Source organism: Pseudomonas sp. LB3P14 (assembly GCF_054898045.1).
In genome coordinates, this window is sequence record NZ_CM142714.1 from 3,127,408 (window position 1) to 3,143,940 (window position 16,533).

Genomic DNA, 16,533 nt, shown 5'->3' on the forward strand with positions numbered 1-16,533 from the left:
AAAAGCCCGCCAAGGCGCGAACCTTGGCGGGCTTTTTTACGCCGGGCGGTTTAGAACGCGCCCATGTAGTCGCGCTTGCCCACTTCCACACCGTTGTGACGCAGCAGTGCGTAGGTGGTGGTGACGTGGAAGAAGAATTGCGGCAGGCCGTAGCTCAGCAGGTAAGCCTGGCCGGTGAAGCGCTTCTCTTTCGGCGTGCCCTGACGGGTGATGATCTCGATGCCTTCCTTGCCGTCGATCTGTTCTGGTTTGATCTCGCCGATGAAGGCCAGCACCTTGGCGATCAACGCTTGCAGCTCGGCGAAAGTGGTTTCGGTGTCGTCGTATTTCGGCAGTTCAACTTCGGCCAGACGCGCCGAAACGCCCTTGGCGAAATCAACGGCGATCTGCACCTGACGTACTAGCGGGAACATGTCCGGGTACAGACGGGCTTGCAGGAAAGCGTTCGGGTCGATGTTCTTGGCAGTGGCGTGGGCTTCAGCCTTGTTCAAAACGTCGCTCAGGGCGTTGAGCATTTGTTTGAAAACCGGAACGGAAGCGGCGTACAGGGAAATAGTCATGGCAGTCTCGTGTTGTGACAGGAGGGAAACGTGGGGCGATTATAGCCATGCGCGGTCCCCCTGCGGCGGGTCTTTTATCCGGTGCGGGAAACGCAGCGCAACCTCTGAACGATCTGCGCACGTTAGCCCCTCGCCGGCATGAAAACTTCAACTTCATCAGTGTTTTTCTGCACTCGCCGACAGACCGGCGTTCGATTGAGTGAACCGGTAAAACAGATTGGGTTCGCTCACAATGTAAAGCTCGCCAGCGTCGTCCATGGTCATGCCTTCGGCTTGCGGCACCGTATGCTTGAGGTCACCCGCCAAGGCGCGCAGGGAAAGAATACTGACGAAGTTACCCTGCTGGTCCAGTTCGGTCAGGTTGCTGGACTGTTCGCTCAGCAACAGTAAGTGACCGGTCCGAGGATCGTAGTAACCCTCGGAAAGGTCTTTGCTGTAAACGCCGCGGTCGACCCAGGCCGTCAAATCCTTGATACGGATCTGCATTCGGCTGCCAATGGAGCCGAGCATGCCGGTGACTGAGTACAGTTGCCGCGGATCACGCTCCTTGATGGCGAAGATGCGGTCATTGGCCGGGTCATAGGTCACCCCTTCAAACCCCTTGTTATGCTCGCTCAGGTTGATCTCAATGGCGAGTGATTGGGTTTGCTCTGCACGGATAGGTCCAGCGGTGTCCGGAAGGGTGAAAATGTGCAGTCGCTGCAGCCGTTCATCAACGATGACCACCCGCCCTTTGCCCATGTAAGCAATGCCTTCGGTGTCCTCGAAACCGATCAATGGGTAGCGTTCGAGCAAATCGCCGTCACGGGTCAGCGCCAGAATTTCCATCGGCGAACCATTGGTGATACCCAACAAGCGGTCGTGATCAGGATCATAGGCGATACCGGACAAATCGGTGATGCCCGGGATCGGTTTGCCTTCGATCGCGACCTTGTAGTCTGGCAGCCAGATATTTTGGTCTGGCGCCTGATTGCCATACCAGCTGTTATGCCAGTGCGCATACAACTGCCCGTGCCAGCCAAAATGAACGGAAACCACGCTAACGCCGACCAGCGCGGCGATCAGCAGAACTCCAGCCTTCCATGTTTTACTCATGCTTTTTTCAGGTCCCAGGTAAATCGATAGACATTGACGGGTTGTCCCGGACGGCATTGGCCGTTATCGGCATCGGCGCCGACGATCGACCAGTGTGCACGGGAGGTTTCGCCCAACTCACGCGCGGCCTGGGGATTGAAACACTGGCTCAACAGTTCGTCGGGGACCAAGGCGTACGCCTGAGGGTGTTCGCGCAGCCACAGTGCCGCCTGCTCGACCGTGGAGCCGACCATCCCGAAGTGCACGATTGGCTGTCGCGCGAACAGCCAATGGCCCTCGCGCCAATTGACCAACACCAGGTCGGCGCCTTGAGTCATGGTCGCCGCCTGCGCCATGATCGCCTCATGAGGGTTGGGACCGTCCTTGATCGGCTCGATGAAACCGCGGGCAATCCAAAGCGCAAACCAGGTCACGACCAGCGCCTGGAATACCCGCCGACCACGCGGACGCTGACTGAACCAGCGCTTGAGCAACCAGGGAATCAGCGGTGCAGCCACCAGCACCAGCCCGGGCAGCGCCGGGTAGATGTACAACTTGCGCTTGCCGCTGCTGATACAGAAAAACAGGACCACCAGCACGACCCAACCCAGCAGCACCAGCACTCGGCCGTCGCGCTTGCGCAGTTGCCGGCCCCAAGCGGGCACCAGCCACGGCAACGCGAGCACCAACGGCAGCCAATATTGCGGGATCACGTGAACGAAGAAATACCAGAACGGCTCGCGATGGTCCCAGGCGGCGGCATAGCGTCCCGCGGTCTGGCGCAGAAGAATTTCTCGCGCATAGGCGACCTCGTCAGCAGTGCCATTGAGCGCGATGGACAAGGCCAAGGGCAGTAACCAGATCGCGATGGCGCCCAGCATGACCAACAGTCCCAGCAGCCACTTGCGCGCCTCGCCCGGCATGGCCACCACACCGGGCCAACCTTTGCGCACCGCGTAGGCATACGGAATCAGCATCAGGGCCGGGACGAAGCCAACCCCTTTGGTGATCACACCAATGCCCATGGCGGCGCAGCCCAGGTAAAACCAGCGCCAGGCCGGCCCGAGCAACAGGTGCCGCGCCAGACCGTACATGCCCACGGAGGTGAACAGAATCAAAAAGCTGTCGATCTGGCCGGTCTGCAGGATGCTGTAGGTCTGATAAGTCGCCAGGTACAAGAGCGCCGCCATCCGACCGGCACGTTGATGCCATAACCGGCGGCCCAGATCATAGACCACTGCGGTGACCGTCACGGCCGATAGAAGACCCGGCAGATACAGGGCGATGGCGGGTTTACCGGTGAGCCAGGCGAAGAACGCCACGGTCCACATGAAAATCGGCGGTTTGTCGCCGTAGATCTCTGCCGCACGATGCGGAATCAGCCACGAGCCGTGCTGCAGCATCTCTAGCGCAACGCCAAGGAATCGCTCCTCGTCGACATTCTGCGGCTGACGTAGCCCCAGCCCGGCACCGATCAAAACCAGGGCGAGCAACATCAAACCCAGGCATTCGACCCGGGGTGATAACGTTCTGCGCATGACTCAGTCCTTTAAGTGTTTGCTGCGGGCAATCAACTGCAAATTGCGCAGATAAACGATCGAGCCAAAGGCTTGACCGGCAATGAATACAGGGTCTTGCCGATAAATGGCGTAAGCGAGCAGCAGGACACTACCGACGATGCTCAGGTACCAGAAACTCACTGGAATCACGCTGCGCTTCTTGTATTCGCTGTACAGCCACTGCAGGACGAAGCGACCGGTAAAGGCTATCTGGCCGGCGAAGCCGACCACCAGCCACAGGGTTTCACGGGAGAGATTCATCCTTCGATTTCCTGCGCATTGGCGTTCAGGCGCGTGCGCCGGATCAGCCACCAGACGCCGATCAGGTCGAGAATGCCCACCAGGGCACGGTCGAGGTTGCCGTATTTGGAGACCCCGGAGGTGCGGTGACGGTGGTTGACCGGATGGGTGATCATTCGGCCGTTGTGACGCTGGATCAGTGCAGGAATGAACCGATGCATATGATCGAAGTACGGCAGGCGCAGAAACGCCGCCCGCTCGATCAATTTCAATCCGCAACCGGTGTCCGGTGTCTGGTCTTTGAGCATGCGGCTGCGCAATCCATTGGCAAACCGTGAAGCCCAGCGCTTGCTCGCGTTGTCGCGGCGGTTGACCCGATGCCCGGCCACCAACTGAATGCCGACCAGCCCCTGTTCACCGCGCACCAAGGCCAACATCCCGGGGATGTCCGCAGGATCGTTCTGGCCATCGCCATCGAGCGTGGCCAGCCACTGCCCCTTGGCAGCAAGTGCCGCATGGTAAAGCGAGGTACTTTGCCCAAGCGAACGCTCATGACGCAGGATACGCAGCGTGCTCAGGCCGCTGTTTTTGATCTGCCGCAGTTCGTGCAAAGTGGCATCGGTACTGCCATCGTCCACGACGATGATTTCGTACGCCTCGTCGGCCAAGGCCGTGCGCACTTCTTCAATCAAGGGCTTTAGGTTGCTCGCTTCGTTTTTTGCCGGAATCAGTACAGATACAAAAATTTCATGACTCATAGGGTCCCCCCTTTATTCCTTGGTTTCTTATTATCAAGGGCGAACATTTCATCTCTGATAAAAGTGGCGATACCACTTCACAAATTCCACTACACCCGTTTCCACCGTCACCTGAGGGTGGAAGTCGACCCATTGGGTCAATGCCGACACGTCAGCCCAGGTCTTGACCACATCGCCAGGCTGTAATGGTAGAAAGTTGCGCTGCGCTTTGATCCCCAGCGCCGATTCCAGACAATCGACGAACTCCAGCAGTGCTACCGGCATGCCACGCCCGATATTGAAAATTCGGTTAACGCCGTCGCCCTCCCCGTCCGGGATCGGCGGCCGTGGGCGCAGACGGGCGATACTTTCGACGATGTCGTCGATGTAGGTGAAGTCGCGCGCCATCTGGCCGTGGTTATAGATATCGATCGGCAGGCCTTTGAGGATTGCTTCGGTGAACTTGAACAGCGCCATGTCGGGACGCCCCCAAGGTCCGTAAACGGTAAAAAAGCGTAGGCCGCTGGCCCTCAGGCCATACAAATGACAATAACTGTGAGCCAGCAACTCATTTGCACGTTTGCTGGCCGCGTACAGTGAAATGGGGTGATCGACAGCGTCTTCGACACTGAACGGCATTTTGCTGTTGGTACCGTACACCGAGCTGCTTGATGCATAGATCAGGTGCTCGGGCCGATAGTGACGGCAAGCTTCCAGCACATTCAGAAAACCCACCAGGTTCGATTGCGCGTAGACGTCCGGGTTGTCCAGTGAATAGCGAACGCCCGCCTGGGCCGCCAGGTGCACAACGTCGGTAAAACGATGTTCTTTGAACAACGCCATCAGTGCCGGTTTGTCGACGATATCCAGGGTCTGAAAACGAAAGCCTGGCAAGGATGCAAGCTCGTTGAGCCGTGCGCGCTTGAGCTCAACGCTGTAATAGTCGTTGAGGTTGTCGATACCGATGACTTCAAGTCCTTCCCGGCACAAACGCTTGACAGTGTGATACCCGATGAAACCGGCAGCGCCAGTGACCAGAACGGTCATAGGGAGTACGCACCGATCAGCGTATTGTTCTTGGCCAATACCCACGTCAGCTTCATGCTTTGCTCCATAGTCCAGTCAATAAGGCTTATATCGTCGATGGGAGAACTACCAGATGCCCGCGATGAGGTCCGCCAATTCTCGGCCATGCATACGTTGCTCGTCGGATTGTAAAAATAGCGTTAATTATTCATTTAGGTTTTGTGACGATTGCCAAGAAGGAGCGACGAATTCAGTTGCCATTGGCACACGTCTATCTAAAGTGCATGCCAGCAGGAGAAAAACATGAACCCGGGAAGGATGCAGAATCATGAGTACTGAGCAAGAAACGACCTTCGACGAGCCGCGACTCAGCAGCACGGAAATCCGCATTCTGGGTTCGCTGATCGAAAAACAGGCCACCAGCCCGGAAACCTATCCGCTGACCCTCAATGCGCTGGTGATTGCCTGCAACCAGAAAACCAGCCGCGAGCCGGTGATGAACCTTACCCAGGGTCAGGTCGGCCAGAGTCTGCGCGCCCTCGAAGGACGAGGTTTTACCAAACTGGTGATGGGCAGTCGTGCGGACCGCTGGGAGCATAAGGTCGACAAGGCACTGGAACTGGTGCCGGCGCAGGTCATTCTTGCGGGACTGCTGTTCCTGCGCGGTCCGCAAACGGTCAATGAGCTGCTGACCCGCAGCGGCCGCATGCATGACTTCGAAGATGCCGAACAGGTGGTGCATCAACTGGAACGTTTGATTGCTCGAGGTCTGGCGCTGTTGATTCCGCGCCAGGCTGGGCAGCGGGAAGACCGCTACATGCACGCCTTGGGCGACCCGGCGGACATCGAAGTGATCCTGGCGGCACGGCAGAACCCGGTCGAACGTGGCACGGGCGGCGGCGTATCGGTTGAGCGGATCGAAGAACTTGAGGCGCGGATTGCGGCGCTGGAAGAGCGTCTGGCCCGCCTAGAATAAACAACACGGTCTATGTAGCAGCTGCCGAGCCTGCGAGGCTGCGTCCGGCTGCGCAGCAGTCGCTAAATCAAGCAATGCGGTATTTCAGTAAAATCGTGCACGTAGGGTTTACGACTGCTGCGCAGCCGGACGCAGCCTCGCAGGCTCGGCAGCTGCTACAAGATAGGCGCCATGCCTGGAAATGTTATTCGCCGTCCCAATAATCCACGCCGTCAGCCGGCCTGGCGACGGCGACGAAGCCCGAGGCATTGCCCTCGGCGTCGACCTTGAAGTCGTCCATCACCGCGTACTTGCCGGAATCCGGGTACTCGCAAATCTCGGGTGATTGCTGGGTGCTGACCGCCAGGTAGCGCAGCTCACCGTTGCTGGTGTTGATGATTTGGTGCGCGGTTTCAGGGCCGCCCGGTGGGCAGGCAATGACATCCCCGGCGCGAACGGGAAAGCGTTCGGCACCCAAGCGAATCTCCCCTTCCCCGGCCACGATGTAAAACATCTCTTCGTTAACCCGATGACTGTGAAACGGGCTGCCACGCATCCCCGGTTCCAGAGCGTACAGGCGATAACCCAGCTTCTGCGCGCCGAGTTGCTGGCCGATGCGCGCCTGCCGCTGCTGATAGCGGTCGGCGGTGTCTCCTGTAGGGGCAAACGCTTCGGGCAGCGGTTTAAGCTCGGCCTGATCCAGATTAAGAATGGCAGGATGCATGAATAACCTCAGTCACGGTTTCGCTGGCTGCGCAGCAGGATAGCCAAGGCCACTGCGGGCAAATTCCACGGCGCTGTGAAACTGCTCATCGGTTGGCCGCACGCCGGTGTACAGCACGAACTGCTCCAGCGCCTGGATCGCGATCACTTCCAGCCCGGTGATCACTCGCTTGCCTTCAGCACGAGCGCGCACAATCAACGGTGTCTCCGAGGGGACGGCCACTACATCGAAGACAGTCTCGGCAGCAGCGATGGTTTCAACATCGAACGCCAGCTGATCGGCCTCGGGGCCGGACATGCCAATCGGTGTGACGTTGATCAGCATCTGCGGCCGCTCCGAGCCCAGCTCCGCTTGCCATCGATAGCCCAGCGATTCGGCCAACGCCCGTCCGGCACGCTCGTTACGGGCAACGATCAGGCCATTTTTGTAGCCACCATCGCGCAAGGCACTGGCCACAGCCTTGGCCATGCCGCCGCTGCCGCGCAGGGCAAAGGTCAATTCCTTCGGCACCTCGTGGGTTTCAAGCAACTGGGCGATCGCGATGTAATCGGTGTTGTAAGCCTTGAGATGGCCGTCGGTGTTGACGATGGTGTTGATCGATTGAATGGCCGCAGCGGAGGGGTCCAGTTCATCGACCAGGGCAATGCACGCCTCCTTGAACGGCATCGACACGCCGCAACCACGAATCCCCAGGGCGCGAATGCCGCCAACGGCGCCTGGCAGATCCTGGCTGCTGAAGGCCTTGTAGTAAAAATTCAGGTCCAGTTGCTCATACAGATGATTGTGAAACCGCAGGCCAAAATTCCCGGGGCGTGCGGAAAGCGACATGCACAGCTGGGTGTCTCTGTTGGGGTTCATCTGCATGAAAAATCTCCTTTGATAGCACTTTCAGATGGACGGGATTAGCCATTCCATCGGGTCTGATCGATCATAACGGCGTGTCTGCACGCGGCATCACTGGATGCGTAAAGAGGCTAGTACAGACCTTACACAAAATTTACCCAACGGCTGTGCTGATTTTGAAAAAAACGCTGTCTTAGAAGTATCCCCGCGACAATCCTTGGGTCTATTGCAGACACAAGCGCCGGGTCGAAGAACCGAGGAATTATCATGATCCGTAAAATCCCCACAGTAGCCTTGCTGATCGGTGCTCTTGCTATCGCAGGGCAGGCAGAGGCTGGCGGCGGTCACGGCGGTCACGGCTGGGAAGGACCGGCGGTATTTGGCGCGATCGTTGGCTCGGCCATCGTCGGTTCGGCCATCATCAACAGCAACCGCCCGGTCTATGTACAGCAACCGGTTTACGTTCAGCCTCAGCCGGTCTACGTACAACAACCTCCACCGGTTTATTACCAGCCGGCACCGGTCTACGTGCAACAACCGGTCTATTACGGTCCACCGCCGGTTTACTACGGTCCGCCACGTGGTTATTACGGTCCACCGCGCGGTTACTACGGCCCTCCCCACGGTTATGGCCGCTGGTAACAGAATCATCAGGCCCCGCTTCAACAGCGGGGCCTTTTTTGTGACCGTACGTCGGTAGAGGTCTGGATAAATCTCGGCAAGGTCGCTGTCGGGACAGTCTTTGCGGTGCAAGTTGGCAAGATTACTCGCCACTCTTCCCCCGCTTTGGGGAAAACGGTCATATTTATGTCATGTCAGGTCCGCAATCTTGGATCTGTCCGTTAACAACAGGTTGATAAAAACAAGGACGACCTCATGCCCACGCAAAACCCGCACCGCATTGTCGGCTTGTGCACTTCCAGCAAGGTGTACAACGCACTGACCGAACTCAAGCACCTGGAAGGCCATCGCAGCGCCAAATTTCTTTCGCTGCTGGCAGAAAACCTGGTGCGAAAAGGCCTGCTCAACGAGCAGGAAGTGGTCCATATGCTTGATCTGGTGGTCGACTGAACCGAAGGCTCATTGGCGTCAATGACGACTATCGAAAGCGTTGATTGTCCGTCCAGGCGTCGGGTCCGTAAGGTAGCTCCATAGATTGATGGAGGTACTTATGTCCCAGGTTCAGATCATGTCCGTTATCGGCAGCGCCGTTCCCGCACCGCTTAGAGAGCTAGGATTGCTCGCCTGTTGGTACCTGGTGCAGGACGGCGAACCGATCAGCGGACCGCTCACCTCGCTGCCGGCCGCCCAGGCACTGTCGCAACGTATTGGCCAAGGCCAACTCAGCGCTTAAGGCAGCTGCACCCGAGGCTTGGTTTCAATGAAGATTGCCCAGCTCGACATAAACAGCGCGGCGATCAGCGGCCCGATCACAAAGCCATTGAGGCCGAAGATCGCCAGACCGCCCAGGGTCGAGATGAGGATCAGATAGTCCGGCATCTTCGTATCCTTGCCCACCAGGATCGGCCGCAGCACGTTGTCCACCAGGCCGATCACAAAAATCCCGAACAGCGCCAACACCACGCCCTGCCAGATCGCCCCGGTGAACAGGAAAAACGCCGCCACCGGCGCCCAGACAATCCCCGCCCCCACCGCTGGCAACAGCGACAGAAACGCCATCAGCACCGCCCAGAGCAGCGCGCTCGGAATATCCAGAAACCAGAAAATCAAACCGCCCAACGCACCCTGCGTGATCGCCACCAGCAGGTTGCCCTTCACTGTCGCCCGCACCACGCGATTGAACTTGAGCTGCAAACGGCGTTTCTGGTGCTCCTGCAGCGGCACGGCAGCCCGTACTTTTCGCGCCAGTTCTGCTCCGTCGCGCAAAAAGAAGAACAGCAGGTAGAGCATGATGAAAAACCCCACCACGAAATCGAACGTACCCTGGCCGAAACTGAAGGCTTTGTTGGCGATGAACTCATTGCCTGTCACCGCACTCTTGATGATTTTCTCCCGCAGCCCGTCCAGCTCGCCTACCCCGGCCCGGTCTAGCAAGTGCTGGAAGTACGGCGGCAGGCTGTGTTTGAAATGCGTCACATACCCGGCGATGTCCAGTTCGCCGCTTTCAATGCTCTTGTAAACCGCGGCCCCTTCTTGAACCAGCAAGATACTGAGGATGATTACCGGCAGGATCGCGATCACCAGGCAGATGCCCAGGGTGAGCAGCGATGTCAGGTTGCGCGGCCAGCCAAACTTCAGTTGCAGTCGTCGCTGCAGGGGCGCGAAGAGGATGCCGAGGATCACCGCCCAGAACACCGCGCCGTAAAACGGCAGCAAAATCCAGATGAAAGCGGCGGTGACCAGCCCTAGCAAGATCACCAGTGATTTGTCTTGCAGTGTCTCTTCGTTCATGTCCGATCCATGTCAGTCCGCAGGGGCGCAGGCTCTTGTACTGAAGAGCCGTCCTGATGCTTAGTCAGCGAAAGTACGGTTTCGTGCTGACTAATAGAGTTTAATAAAGCTATATGTTCTAGGCACTTGGGGGGATGGTCTCCTTAACAGGGTTACACTGAAATTACCGGGGTTACACCTGTTGCGTCTCCCCGGCGTAACCCGAGGAGACCAGACCATGGACACCAACCGGTTCAATTTCACCAAGGCGAGCCTTGATGCCTTGCCACTGCCCGAGGCCGGGAAACGCACCACCTACTATGACGAAGCCGGCGCTGAATCTGTGCGTGGCCTGCAACTAAGAGTCACGTCCGCTGGCGCCATATCTTTTTCTGTCTTCGCCCGCGCAGCAGGTGGCAAGCCTGAACGGGTCAGCCTCGGCAAGTACCCTGACGTGAGTATCGAGCAAGCCCGCAGGAAAGCAAAAAAAGCACTGGCTGATCTGGCTGATGGCAGGAGCCCGAGCGCGGCAAAGCGGGCAACGAAGGTCGAGTCGCTGACCTTGGCCGAGGCCGTGGCGGTGTATGTCGAGCACAAGCGCCGGAAGAGTGACAAGAAGCTGTTGAAGCAGCGAACCAAGGACGACTATCTAGAGATGGTAGCACCGGCCAAGGTGAAGCCGGGTGGAGCGTCAGGCGCGGCAGGTGGACTGTTCACGCTAGCCAGTAAGCCGATCCGCAGCATCACCGCTCGTGAAATCAAAGCAGTCAACGACGCCAACCTCAAGCGCGGTGAACGCGTTGCTGGCTACGCCATGCAAGTCCTGAGAGCAGTGCTGAACTACCACGGCATCGTCGTCGCGCATGGTCCGTTCAACAAGGACACTCCGCAAGTGGACCGCATCGACATTCCCCAGTCCGGCGTCAACGAGCACTGGATTGAGCCCATCGGGCGCTGGTGGAATGCGGTGAACGCGTTGCCGGTCTCACCTACTAAGGATTACTTGAAATTCACAATGTTGACCGGCTGTAGACCTGCCGAACCACTCAAAGTGCTGATCAGTGACTGTGATCTAGCGGGTGGAAAAGTGTTGTTGCGCGACACTAAAAACCGGCGCGATCACACGTTGGCGTTGTCCACACAAGCATGGGAAATCGTCAAACGGCAGGCTGAAGGTAAGGCTTCGACGGATCACCTGTTCGCCCCACGCAACCTTCAGCAGACCCTACAGACGCTGGTGAAAGTCACCGGGATCGAATTCAGTGTCAAGATCCTGCGCGCCACTTTTGCCAGTCACGCCGAACCGTTGGTGAGCACCTACGTCTTGAAAGGAATGCTGAATCACACCGTGCAAAGCAACGATGTGACCGGACGCCACTATGTGAAGAAAAGCGAAGCCGAGTTGCGGAATGGTTGGCAGGTGCTCGCTAACTATATCGAAGCGCAAGCCGAGGCCGCTGTCGCTGATAACGTGATCCAGATCCAGAGGGGGGCCACGTCATGAACACCTCATGGTTCGATCTTCCCATCCAAGCGGCAAAGGCGGGCGACGATGTAGCGGCGCGGGCGCTGGTGGGCTTACTGGCCGATTACCTGGAAAAAGGGGAAGTGCCACCAAAAGCCTTGGCCGGATATTTCGTGCCCGCGCTTAAGCAGATCGCGGCCGGGCGCGAGGCTGACAAGGTGTTTAATCCAGGCAAGAAAAGCGCCACCTTCAAGGAGCACTACGCAATCGCGCGGGAGGTTTGGATGTTGAATCACCGCGCCAAAAACCATCTGCCGCTCGATGACAACAAGAAGAAGAAGGGTGCCTTTAGCATTGTCGGCGAAAAATACCGCCATCTTAGCGCGGCTCGGATTAAGCAGATTTACGATGGAATGAAGGGGCTGATCGAGGCCGAGTTCTTGGATGACCAGATCACGGACGACAAAGCACGCCAGCAGTTTGAAGTTAACCAGCACATCATCCTCGGTCAACTAGCTGAGACCCTCAAAAAACGGGTTAGGAATTGAAAAAAGTCTAACCCGACAGCAGTCTTTACTCCGTTTAGGCTAGCCCCATTCCCCCGATTTAAAGTCAGCGGGGTTTAATGAGGGCAACTGAAATGAACGAGAAACTGAATAACGACGAGGCCGCCCCGTATATCGGTGTTACCCCCGGTACGCTTGAAGTGTGGCGCTGCACCAAGCGTTATCCCATCCCGTATCTAAAAATCGGCAGCAAAGTTTATTACTGGAAAAAAGATCTAGACGCCTTTCTGGAAAGCCGGACTGTGCGCGAAGGTGTGTAATGGACTCTAAGCCAAGGACGGCAAAACAATAAGAGGTGTGAAATGAACATTTTTAAAGAAGCACTGCTGATGCACATCGCTAGCGCCATCGACTTTCGCGAGTCCAAGTCCCTCAAGCACCCTGACGACGCCCGTAACTTGGCGTCCGGTGTAGCGCTGGAAGGTGCGGCTGAAACCGTCAAGGCATTGCCGGGCGATCATCCATTGTTCGCGAAGTTGGCATTAGTTAATGAGTCCACTTGTGAACGCTGGAACGAGCTTGAAAATCGGTTCATTTCCCGTTGGGGTTTTTTCAATGAGATAACGCCGGCTGATTCCGGTTTCCGTTTTGTGGCGGAGTTGAGTGAGTCGGCTGATGAGTACCTGGCCGAGCAAGCCATGAACGAATTGATTAGTGAATTCGCGGGCAAATTGACGAGTTATTTCGATGATCAATTTGCCGAAGAATTCAAGGGCCGGTTGTGGGGTATTTTCGACGGCAAATTGACCGAGGAATACATGGATGAATTGACCGAGGAATTCAGGGACGGATTGGTTGAGAAATTCGCCCGCGAATTGGCTAACTGGTTCGGGGACAAATACGTCGGTGGAATGGACGAAGTTGTCCATGAGTACATGAGCCAGCATGCCGATAAAATCAGGGGTGAATTAGCTGAAGAATTTATCCGCCAGATGGGCGATAAACTCTGGGAATAAACGAAAACCCTCTCGATTTAATCAACCGAGAGGGCTTTCAAGTTGGGTCGCACCGAAAGCAACACCGAGGTCATTTTAAACCCTCGGCAACTATCGAGCAACACCGGGGGTTACATATATGGACGGCTCTACAAAAGTACCCAACACGGTTCTGATCCTGCACCCTGAAAGTGTTGATCGGAACGCATTTTCCGACAAGCTAGCGGCGGGCTGGAAGATCGACGACTACGCCAAGCTATCGAAGGGCAAACCCACGCCGTGGATGCCCCCCAAGGCGACCGGGGACGACTTCAGTTATGCCTACGCGCTGACCCTGCACCGGCGGTTGCACTGCACGCCCGATGAGATTGCACTGGGGCTGATGAACTACGAATACGGTAACTATGCGCGTCGTAACGAACAGCAGTATGTCACCGACATTGTGCGCGAGGTCTGCGCGCCGAAGGGAAAAGAGCCTGACGCGCCCGACCTGCCCAACTGGCAAAACCTGACTCGCGAAGTCGGTAGAACGACCGACGATGACATGCACAAGGTTGACCCGCCGTGTCCGCATGTCGCCGGACCGTCGCGGCCTATGGGGCAACTGACCATATTAGCTGGCCCCGGTGGGGTCGGTAAAAGTACAGAAGCATTAAATCAAGGGTTGTGCATTGCAGCGGGTCTGAAATACCGGGAGATGGATACCATCAAAGGCATTTCCCTTTTCGTCTCTTGCGAGGATAGCCGGCGAATCATCAAGTCGCGCATGCAAGCGTGGCTGGGGAGAATACCCGAGGATATCTGCCCGCAAGTCAAAGCGGACATAAAGGAAAACTTCTTTTTCTTCGGCAATGACGAGGTAGGGGGCATGCAGGTGACGATCAAGGAATTCACCAAATGCGCGCCAAGCCGTGAAGCCATCGAAACGCTTGTAAAAATCAGCGAGGGTGCCGTCTCGGTATTGGTCGAAACCATTGCCATGCTCAACGGTGGCGATGAAATGAACTCTGACCTGATGCAAGTGGCACTGGCCTTTAAGGAAGTCGCGCAGCGCACCGGCGCCAACGTGCAAGGTGTTCACCATGTCACCAAAGAATCCGTCTCGAAATACCCGCCAACACTTCAATCATTGCGGGGCGGTGGTTCTTTGGGTGATGCCGCCCGTGGGGTGGTGATCATGGTCGAGCTGCCCGATAACCAGTATTCGAAATTACATATCACGAAAATCCATGACGCCCCGGTGTTCGCCGTGTGGAACGTCAAGGCCAGTTATATGGCGACTCACCCACCGTTTTATCTCCGTCGCTTGCCTGGACCTGTCTACGAGTTAATTGAAGGTGCCAGCGAGGTCAAGGGTAAGGAAGCTGCACAGGGGCGTTTGTTGCAGTACATGCGCAAACCCGAGAACGTAGAAGGTTTGTCACTACGGCAGATGCAGGACGGCTGCATGAAAATGATGATCGAAAGACGCGACATTCCGAACGTGCTGGCTTCACTGGATGGTAAGGGGATCAAGTTCGTCAGTTCCAAAACCATAGGAAGGTTCGGGCCAGAACACAGCATTTGGGTTCTAGATGAGAAAGAATCTCGGGCGCAATCAAAAAGTGAATTAATGGCTTAAATGCGTGTGTGATTGCGCCAATACACCGGCGCAATAGGCAAGGCCCTATCTCAAGGGTTTCAGCTGGTTTTTAGGGCATTGCGCCAATTGATTCCAAGGCTGGCGCAATCATGTACAGCAGACGGCAGCGAGGCATTGCGCCGAGCGTAGTGTTCCTTAGGGGCGCAATCTTTTTGGCGCAATCTTCCGGATGGTGAAAATGGGCCAAATAACGCGCCCTTTTTCGGGAGGGATGGTGATGCAAGAAGTCAAAGTGGTCGAAGCGGCATATGTCCGTAGTGTGATGATGAATGCGGACATAAAAAATGGTTTGGAGTCCGGGCGCTTTTATCTGGCGGTGAAACCCAGGAAACCGTCACGCCACTCGGTCACGCAAAAAGAATTCGAACAGCGGAGACGTGACGCTGGTTTCAGGAAACTACAGGTTTTAGTACCAGAACCCATTTTTAATAAATTGCGCGACAGACTGCATGGTGATGAGACATTGGCCTTATTGCTTGAAAGACTTTTAGCAGAAACTGACAGCGATCAATTATCCATGGTGCAAGCAGACAAATAGAAAAATCCGGCAGTCATGCTTCGCGTAAACGTGACGCGAACAGCACCATTTCCACCCATAAACGGACACTTGATCCGCTGTTTAAGAGCTTGAAAGACCTGTGATAGAGCTGCGTGATGCTCGCGGGGTTACGGCAGGGTCACGGAAGAAGGTAAATAGTGGGTATTCATACAGTATTTCAGCAAAATGGGTTTTAGCTCGCCGTAGGCTGTAGAAGACGCGCAGGCGCCGAGGTTGCCTGGATTCAGTGGACATGATGTTGGAGCGGCCTACACGCTACCACGCTGTCACGACAGGGCATTTTGAGAGGTGAATGACGGTGAAAACTACGATTGAATCGACCAGCCTCGACGACCAGAACCGTGCAAGGCGTCTACCCCCGGATCTGCTGCATCGAACGAACGTGTTGCTGGATGAACTGGAGCGTGCGCGGCTTGAACTTCAACAGCTCAAGGCCATGGTGCCCAATCCCGCCAAGGCCCGCAGTGATCGCACTCAAGAGATAGAGGCTCCGATAGCCGCTGCTGTCGAGAGCATTCGCGCCAAGCTGGAAGCGCAACACCAAGTGTTCAGGATATCCGCTGTGTTGGACCACATGTGGCTCAAGCGTAGTTTCTACGGGATCACCAAACTCCCAACCCGCGCCGTGGTGCAGCGCGTTCTGGTCAATCAGGGACTATACATAATCGCTAAGTAGTTCTGGTCACAACTGCAAAGCGATTACCGGTCAGCGTATTGTCAATCAGTAGGCAAAGTTCAAACTGAAAATACATTCAAACGTATTTTTGGAGAACTTCAATGGCTAACAGCCCCAGCACTGAACATGAAGCCCCGGTGAAGATTACCCCGCTAACCCGTAGCGCCGTGGCATTCCACGAATCACGCAATAATACGTGGAGCGCTGTAGTGCCAGCCGGTACTACGAAAGAGCGCCTATTGCAGAGCGGCTTGTGGAGCGTAGTTTCTGACACCTTCCATAGTTTTGATCGGATCAATGTCATCTGGGCAGATAGATCGGGATACGCAGAGCTGTTAGTAGTCGACTGTGGTAGAGGCTTCTGTAACGTTATTCTGCTGAATTACCACCAACTTCCTGCCTTGTTGGTCAGTGAACACGGTCTACCACCTGGCTTCGATATTTACTTTGACGGACCAATCAACAACGGAGAAGGCGGCTACTGCTGTAAGCGTATCGCCGATGGCGTGTTGATTGTGAGAGGCAAAGCCAACCGTGATGAAGCGTTGGCCGAGCTGTTAGACAGTGCCACGTTGAGATAA

At 56.3% G+C, this 16,533-nt stretch carries 21 protein-coding genes; 12 read left to right on the top strand and 9 right to left on the bottom strand.

What is annotated here, in order from left to right; genetic code table 11:
- Nucleotides 1–50: 50 nt before the first annotated feature.
- The 6 genes from ACYZT5_RS14560 to ACYZT5_RS14585 form a co-directional block, all read right to left on the bottom strand.
- On the bottom strand, nucleotides 51–560 hold the full coding sequence (locus ACYZT5_RS14560; RefSeq protein WP_008148402.1) for a DUF1993 domain-containing protein: 510 nt from the start codon (nucleotides 558–560) through the stop codon (nucleotides 51–53).
- Between the two features lie 156 nt (nucleotides 561–716).
- Nucleotides 717–1,655 carry an SdiA-regulated domain-containing protein gene (locus tag ACYZT5_RS14565; protein WP_462051705.1) on the bottom strand — a complete coding sequence of 313 codons (939 nt, stop codon included), beginning with the start codon at nucleotides 1,653–1,655 and terminating at the stop codon, nucleotides 717–719.
- A complete protein-coding gene (locus tag ACYZT5_RS14570) occupies nucleotides 1,652–3,172 on the bottom strand; it encodes an ArnT family glycosyltransferase (RefSeq protein WP_462051706.1) in 1,521 nt (506 codons plus the stop codon). The genes ACYZT5_RS14565 and ACYZT5_RS14570 overlap by 4 nt, the downstream gene beginning before the upstream one ends.
- A 3-nt stretch (nucleotides 3,173–3,175) precedes the next feature.
- The gene (locus ACYZT5_RS14575; protein WP_462051707.1) at nucleotides 3,176–3,454 is read right to left on the bottom strand and encodes a lipid-A-disaccharide synthase N-terminal domain-containing protein; all 279 of its coding nucleotides are present in this window, start codon (nucleotides 3,452–3,454) and stop codon (nucleotides 3,176–3,178) included.
- A complete protein-coding gene (locus ACYZT5_RS14580; protein WP_462051708.1) occupies nucleotides 3,451–4,191 on the bottom strand; it encodes a glycosyltransferase family 2 protein in 741 nt (246 codons plus the stop codon). The genes ACYZT5_RS14575 and ACYZT5_RS14580 overlap by 4 nt, the downstream gene beginning before the upstream one ends.
- A gap of 48 nt (nucleotides 4,192–4,239) precedes the next feature.
- Complete coding sequence (locus ACYZT5_RS14585; protein WP_462051709.1) at nucleotides 4,240–5,217, bottom strand: NAD-dependent epimerase; 978 nt, start codon at nucleotides 5,215–5,217, stop codon at nucleotides 4,240–4,242.
- A gap of 307 nt (nucleotides 5,218–5,524) precedes the next feature.
- On the opposite strand from ACYZT5_RS14585, the gene ACYZT5_RS14590 reads away from it, so the two are divergent.
- Nucleotides 5,525–6,172 carry a YceH family protein gene (locus ACYZT5_RS14590; protein ID WP_462051710.1) on the top strand — a complete coding sequence of 216 codons (648 nt, stop codon included), beginning with the start codon at nucleotides 5,525–5,527 and terminating at the stop codon, nucleotides 6,170–6,172.
- A 184-nt stretch (nucleotides 6,173–6,356) separates the two neighbouring features.
- Here ACYZT5_RS14590 and ACYZT5_RS14595 read toward each other — a convergent pair whose 3' ends face one another.
- Together ACYZT5_RS14595 and ACYZT5_RS14600 are read right to left on the bottom strand one after the other, a co-directional pair.
- Nucleotides 6,357–6,875 (bottom strand): cupin domain-containing protein, encoded by a 519-nt coding sequence (locus tag ACYZT5_RS14595; RefSeq protein WP_462051711.1) that lies wholly within the window; start codon nucleotides 6,873–6,875, stop codon nucleotides 6,357–6,359.
- A gap of 12 nt (nucleotides 6,876–6,887) precedes the next feature.
- Nucleotides 6,888–7,739 (bottom strand): shikimate 5-dehydrogenase, encoded by an 852-nt coding sequence (locus ACYZT5_RS14600; protein WP_462051712.1) that lies wholly within the window; start codon nucleotides 7,737–7,739, stop codon nucleotides 6,888–6,890.
- Between the two features lie 246 nt (nucleotides 7,740–7,985).
- On the opposite strand from ACYZT5_RS14600, the gene ACYZT5_RS14605 reads away from it, so the two are divergent.
- From ACYZT5_RS14605 to ACYZT5_RS14615, 3 genes are all read left to right on the top strand, one after another.
- Nucleotides 7,986–8,360 carry a hypothetical protein gene (locus tag ACYZT5_RS14605; RefSeq protein WP_462051713.1) on the top strand — a complete coding sequence of 125 codons (375 nt, stop codon included), beginning with the start codon at nucleotides 7,986–7,988 and terminating at the stop codon, nucleotides 8,358–8,360.
- A 234-nt stretch (nucleotides 8,361–8,594) separates the two neighbouring features.
- Nucleotides 8,595–8,789 (top strand): hypothetical protein, encoded by a 195-nt coding sequence (locus ACYZT5_RS14610; RefSeq protein ID WP_003179723.1) that lies wholly within the window; start codon nucleotides 8,595–8,597, stop codon nucleotides 8,787–8,789.
- Nucleotides 8,790–8,889: 100 nt separating this feature from the next.
- Entirely contained in the window at nucleotides 8,890–9,072 is a 183-nt protein-coding gene (locus ACYZT5_RS14615) for a hypothetical protein (protein ID WP_095128871.1), read from the top strand.
- Here ACYZT5_RS14615 and ACYZT5_RS14620 read toward each other — a convergent pair.
- The gene (locus ACYZT5_RS14620; RefSeq protein ID WP_462051714.1) at nucleotides 9,069–10,130 is read right to left on the bottom strand and encodes an AI-2E family transporter; all 1,062 of its coding nucleotides are present in this window, start codon (nucleotides 10,128–10,130) and stop codon (nucleotides 9,069–9,071) included. The genes ACYZT5_RS14615 and ACYZT5_RS14620 overlap by 4 nt on opposite strands.
- Before the next feature lie 217 nt (nucleotides 10,131–10,347).
- Here ACYZT5_RS14620 and ACYZT5_RS14625 point away from each other — a divergent pair, with 217 nt between their 5' ends.
- The 8 genes from ACYZT5_RS14625 to ACYZT5_RS14660 all read left to right on the top strand — a co-directional run bounded on the left by ACYZT5_RS14625 (nucleotide 10,348) and on the right by ACYZT5_RS14660 (nucleotide 16,533).
- A complete protein-coding gene (locus tag ACYZT5_RS14625; RefSeq protein WP_462051715.1) occupies nucleotides 10,348–11,613 on the top strand; it encodes a tyrosine-type recombinase/integrase in 1,266 nt (421 codons plus the stop codon).
- The gene (locus tag ACYZT5_RS14630) at nucleotides 11,610–12,122 is read left to right on the top strand and encodes a hypothetical protein (protein WP_462051716.1); all 513 of its coding nucleotides are present in this window, start codon (nucleotides 11,610–11,612) and stop codon (nucleotides 12,120–12,122) included. The genes ACYZT5_RS14625 and ACYZT5_RS14630 overlap by 4 nt, the downstream gene beginning before the upstream one ends.
- 92 nt (nucleotides 12,123–12,214) lie before the next feature.
- On the top strand, nucleotides 12,215–12,400 hold the full coding sequence (locus ACYZT5_RS14635; RefSeq protein WP_462051717.1) for a helix-turn-helix domain-containing protein: 186 nt from the start codon (nucleotides 12,215–12,217) through the stop codon (nucleotides 12,398–12,400).
- Between the two features lie 42 nt (nucleotides 12,401–12,442).
- Nucleotides 12,443–13,096, top strand: a complete 654-nt coding sequence (locus tag ACYZT5_RS14640; protein WP_462051718.1) for a hypothetical protein — start codon at nucleotides 12,443–12,445, stop codon at nucleotides 13,094–13,096.
- A gap of 118 nt (nucleotides 13,097–13,214) precedes the next feature.
- Nucleotides 13,215–14,696, top strand: coding sequence for an AAA family ATPase (locus ACYZT5_RS14645; protein WP_462051719.1), 1,482 nt, complete (start codon nucleotides 13,215–13,217; stop codon nucleotides 14,694–14,696).
- Nucleotides 14,697–14,934: 238 nt separating this feature from the next.
- The gene (locus ACYZT5_RS14650) at nucleotides 14,935–15,255 is read left to right on the top strand and encodes a hypothetical protein (RefSeq protein ID WP_462051720.1); all 321 of its coding nucleotides are present in this window, start codon (nucleotides 14,935–14,937) and stop codon (nucleotides 15,253–15,255) included.
- 319 nt (nucleotides 15,256–15,574) lie between these two features.
- Entirely contained in the window at nucleotides 15,575–15,952 is a 378-nt protein-coding gene (locus ACYZT5_RS14655) for a hypothetical protein (RefSeq protein ID WP_462051721.1), read from the top strand.
- Nucleotides 15,953–16,053: 101 nt separating this feature from the next.
- On the top strand, nucleotides 16,054–16,533 hold the full coding sequence (locus ACYZT5_RS14660) for a hypothetical protein (RefSeq protein WP_462051722.1): 480 nt from the start codon (nucleotides 16,054–16,056) through the stop codon (nucleotides 16,531–16,533).

Excerpts from the sequence above, each read along its gene's own strand:
- ACYZT5_RS14560 (WP_008148402.1), bottom strand. The coding sequence starts at position 560 with ATGACTATTTCCCTGTACGCCGCTTCCGTTCCGGTTTTCAAACAAATG.
- ACYZT5_RS14565 (WP_462051705.1), bottom strand. The coding sequence starts at position 1,655 with ATGAGTAAAACATGGAAGGCTGGAGTTCTGCTGATCGCCGCGCTGGTC.
- ACYZT5_RS14570 (WP_462051706.1), bottom strand. The coding sequence starts at position 3,172 with ATGCGCAGAACGTTATCACCCCGGGTCGAATGCCTGGGTTTGATGTTG.
- ACYZT5_RS14575 (WP_462051707.1), bottom strand. The coding sequence starts at position 3,454 with ATGAATCTCTCCCGTGAAACCCTGTGGCTGGTGGTCGGCTTCGCCGGC.
- ACYZT5_RS14580 (WP_462051708.1), bottom strand. The coding sequence starts at position 4,191 with ATGAGTCATGAAATTTTTGTATCTGTACTGATTCCGGCAAAAAACGAA.
- ACYZT5_RS14585 (WP_462051709.1), bottom strand. The coding sequence starts at position 5,217 with ATGACCGTTCTGGTCACTGGCGCTGCCGGTTTCATCGGGTATCACACT.
- ACYZT5_RS14590 (WP_462051710.1), top strand. The coding sequence starts at position 5,525 with ATGAGTACTGAGCAAGAAACGACCTTCGACGAGCCGCGACTCAGCAGC.
- ACYZT5_RS14595 (WP_462051711.1), bottom strand. The coding sequence starts at position 6,875 with ATGCATCCTGCCATTCTTAATCTGGATCAGGCCGAGCTTAAACCGCTG.
- ACYZT5_RS14600 (WP_462051712.1), bottom strand. The coding sequence starts at position 7,739 with ATGCAGATGAACCCCAACAGAGACACCCAGCTGTGCATGTCGCTTTCC.
- ACYZT5_RS14605 (WP_462051713.1), top strand. The coding sequence starts at position 7,986 with ATGATCCGTAAAATCCCCACAGTAGCCTTGCTGATCGGTGCTCTTGCT.
- ACYZT5_RS14610 (WP_003179723.1), top strand. The coding sequence starts at position 8,595 with ATGCCCACGCAAAACCCGCACCGCATTGTCGGCTTGTGCACTTCCAGC.
- ACYZT5_RS14615 (WP_095128871.1), top strand. The coding sequence starts at position 8,890 with ATGTCCCAGGTTCAGATCATGTCCGTTATCGGCAGCGCCGTTCCCGCA.
- ACYZT5_RS14620 (WP_462051714.1), bottom strand. The coding sequence starts at position 10,130 with ATGAACGAAGAGACACTGCAAGACAAATCACTGGTGATCTTGCTAGGG.
- ACYZT5_RS14625 (WP_462051715.1), top strand. The coding sequence starts at position 10,348 with ATGGACACCAACCGGTTCAATTTCACCAAGGCGAGCCTTGATGCCTTG.
- ACYZT5_RS14630 (WP_462051716.1), top strand. The coding sequence starts at position 11,610 with ATGAACACCTCATGGTTCGATCTTCCCATCCAAGCGGCAAAGGCGGGC.
- ACYZT5_RS14635 (WP_462051717.1), top strand. The coding sequence starts at position 12,215 with ATGAACGAGAAACTGAATAACGACGAGGCCGCCCCGTATATCGGTGTT.
- ACYZT5_RS14640 (WP_462051718.1), top strand. The coding sequence starts at position 12,443 with ATGAACATTTTTAAAGAAGCACTGCTGATGCACATCGCTAGCGCCATC.
- ACYZT5_RS14645 (WP_462051719.1), top strand. The coding sequence starts at position 13,215 with ATGGACGGCTCTACAAAAGTACCCAACACGGTTCTGATCCTGCACCCT.
- ACYZT5_RS14650 (WP_462051720.1), top strand. The coding sequence starts at position 14,935 with ATGCAAGAAGTCAAAGTGGTCGAAGCGGCATATGTCCGTAGTGTGATG.
- ACYZT5_RS14660 (WP_462051722.1), top strand. The coding sequence starts at position 16,054 with ATGGCTAACAGCCCCAGCACTGAACATGAAGCCCCGGTGAAGATTACC.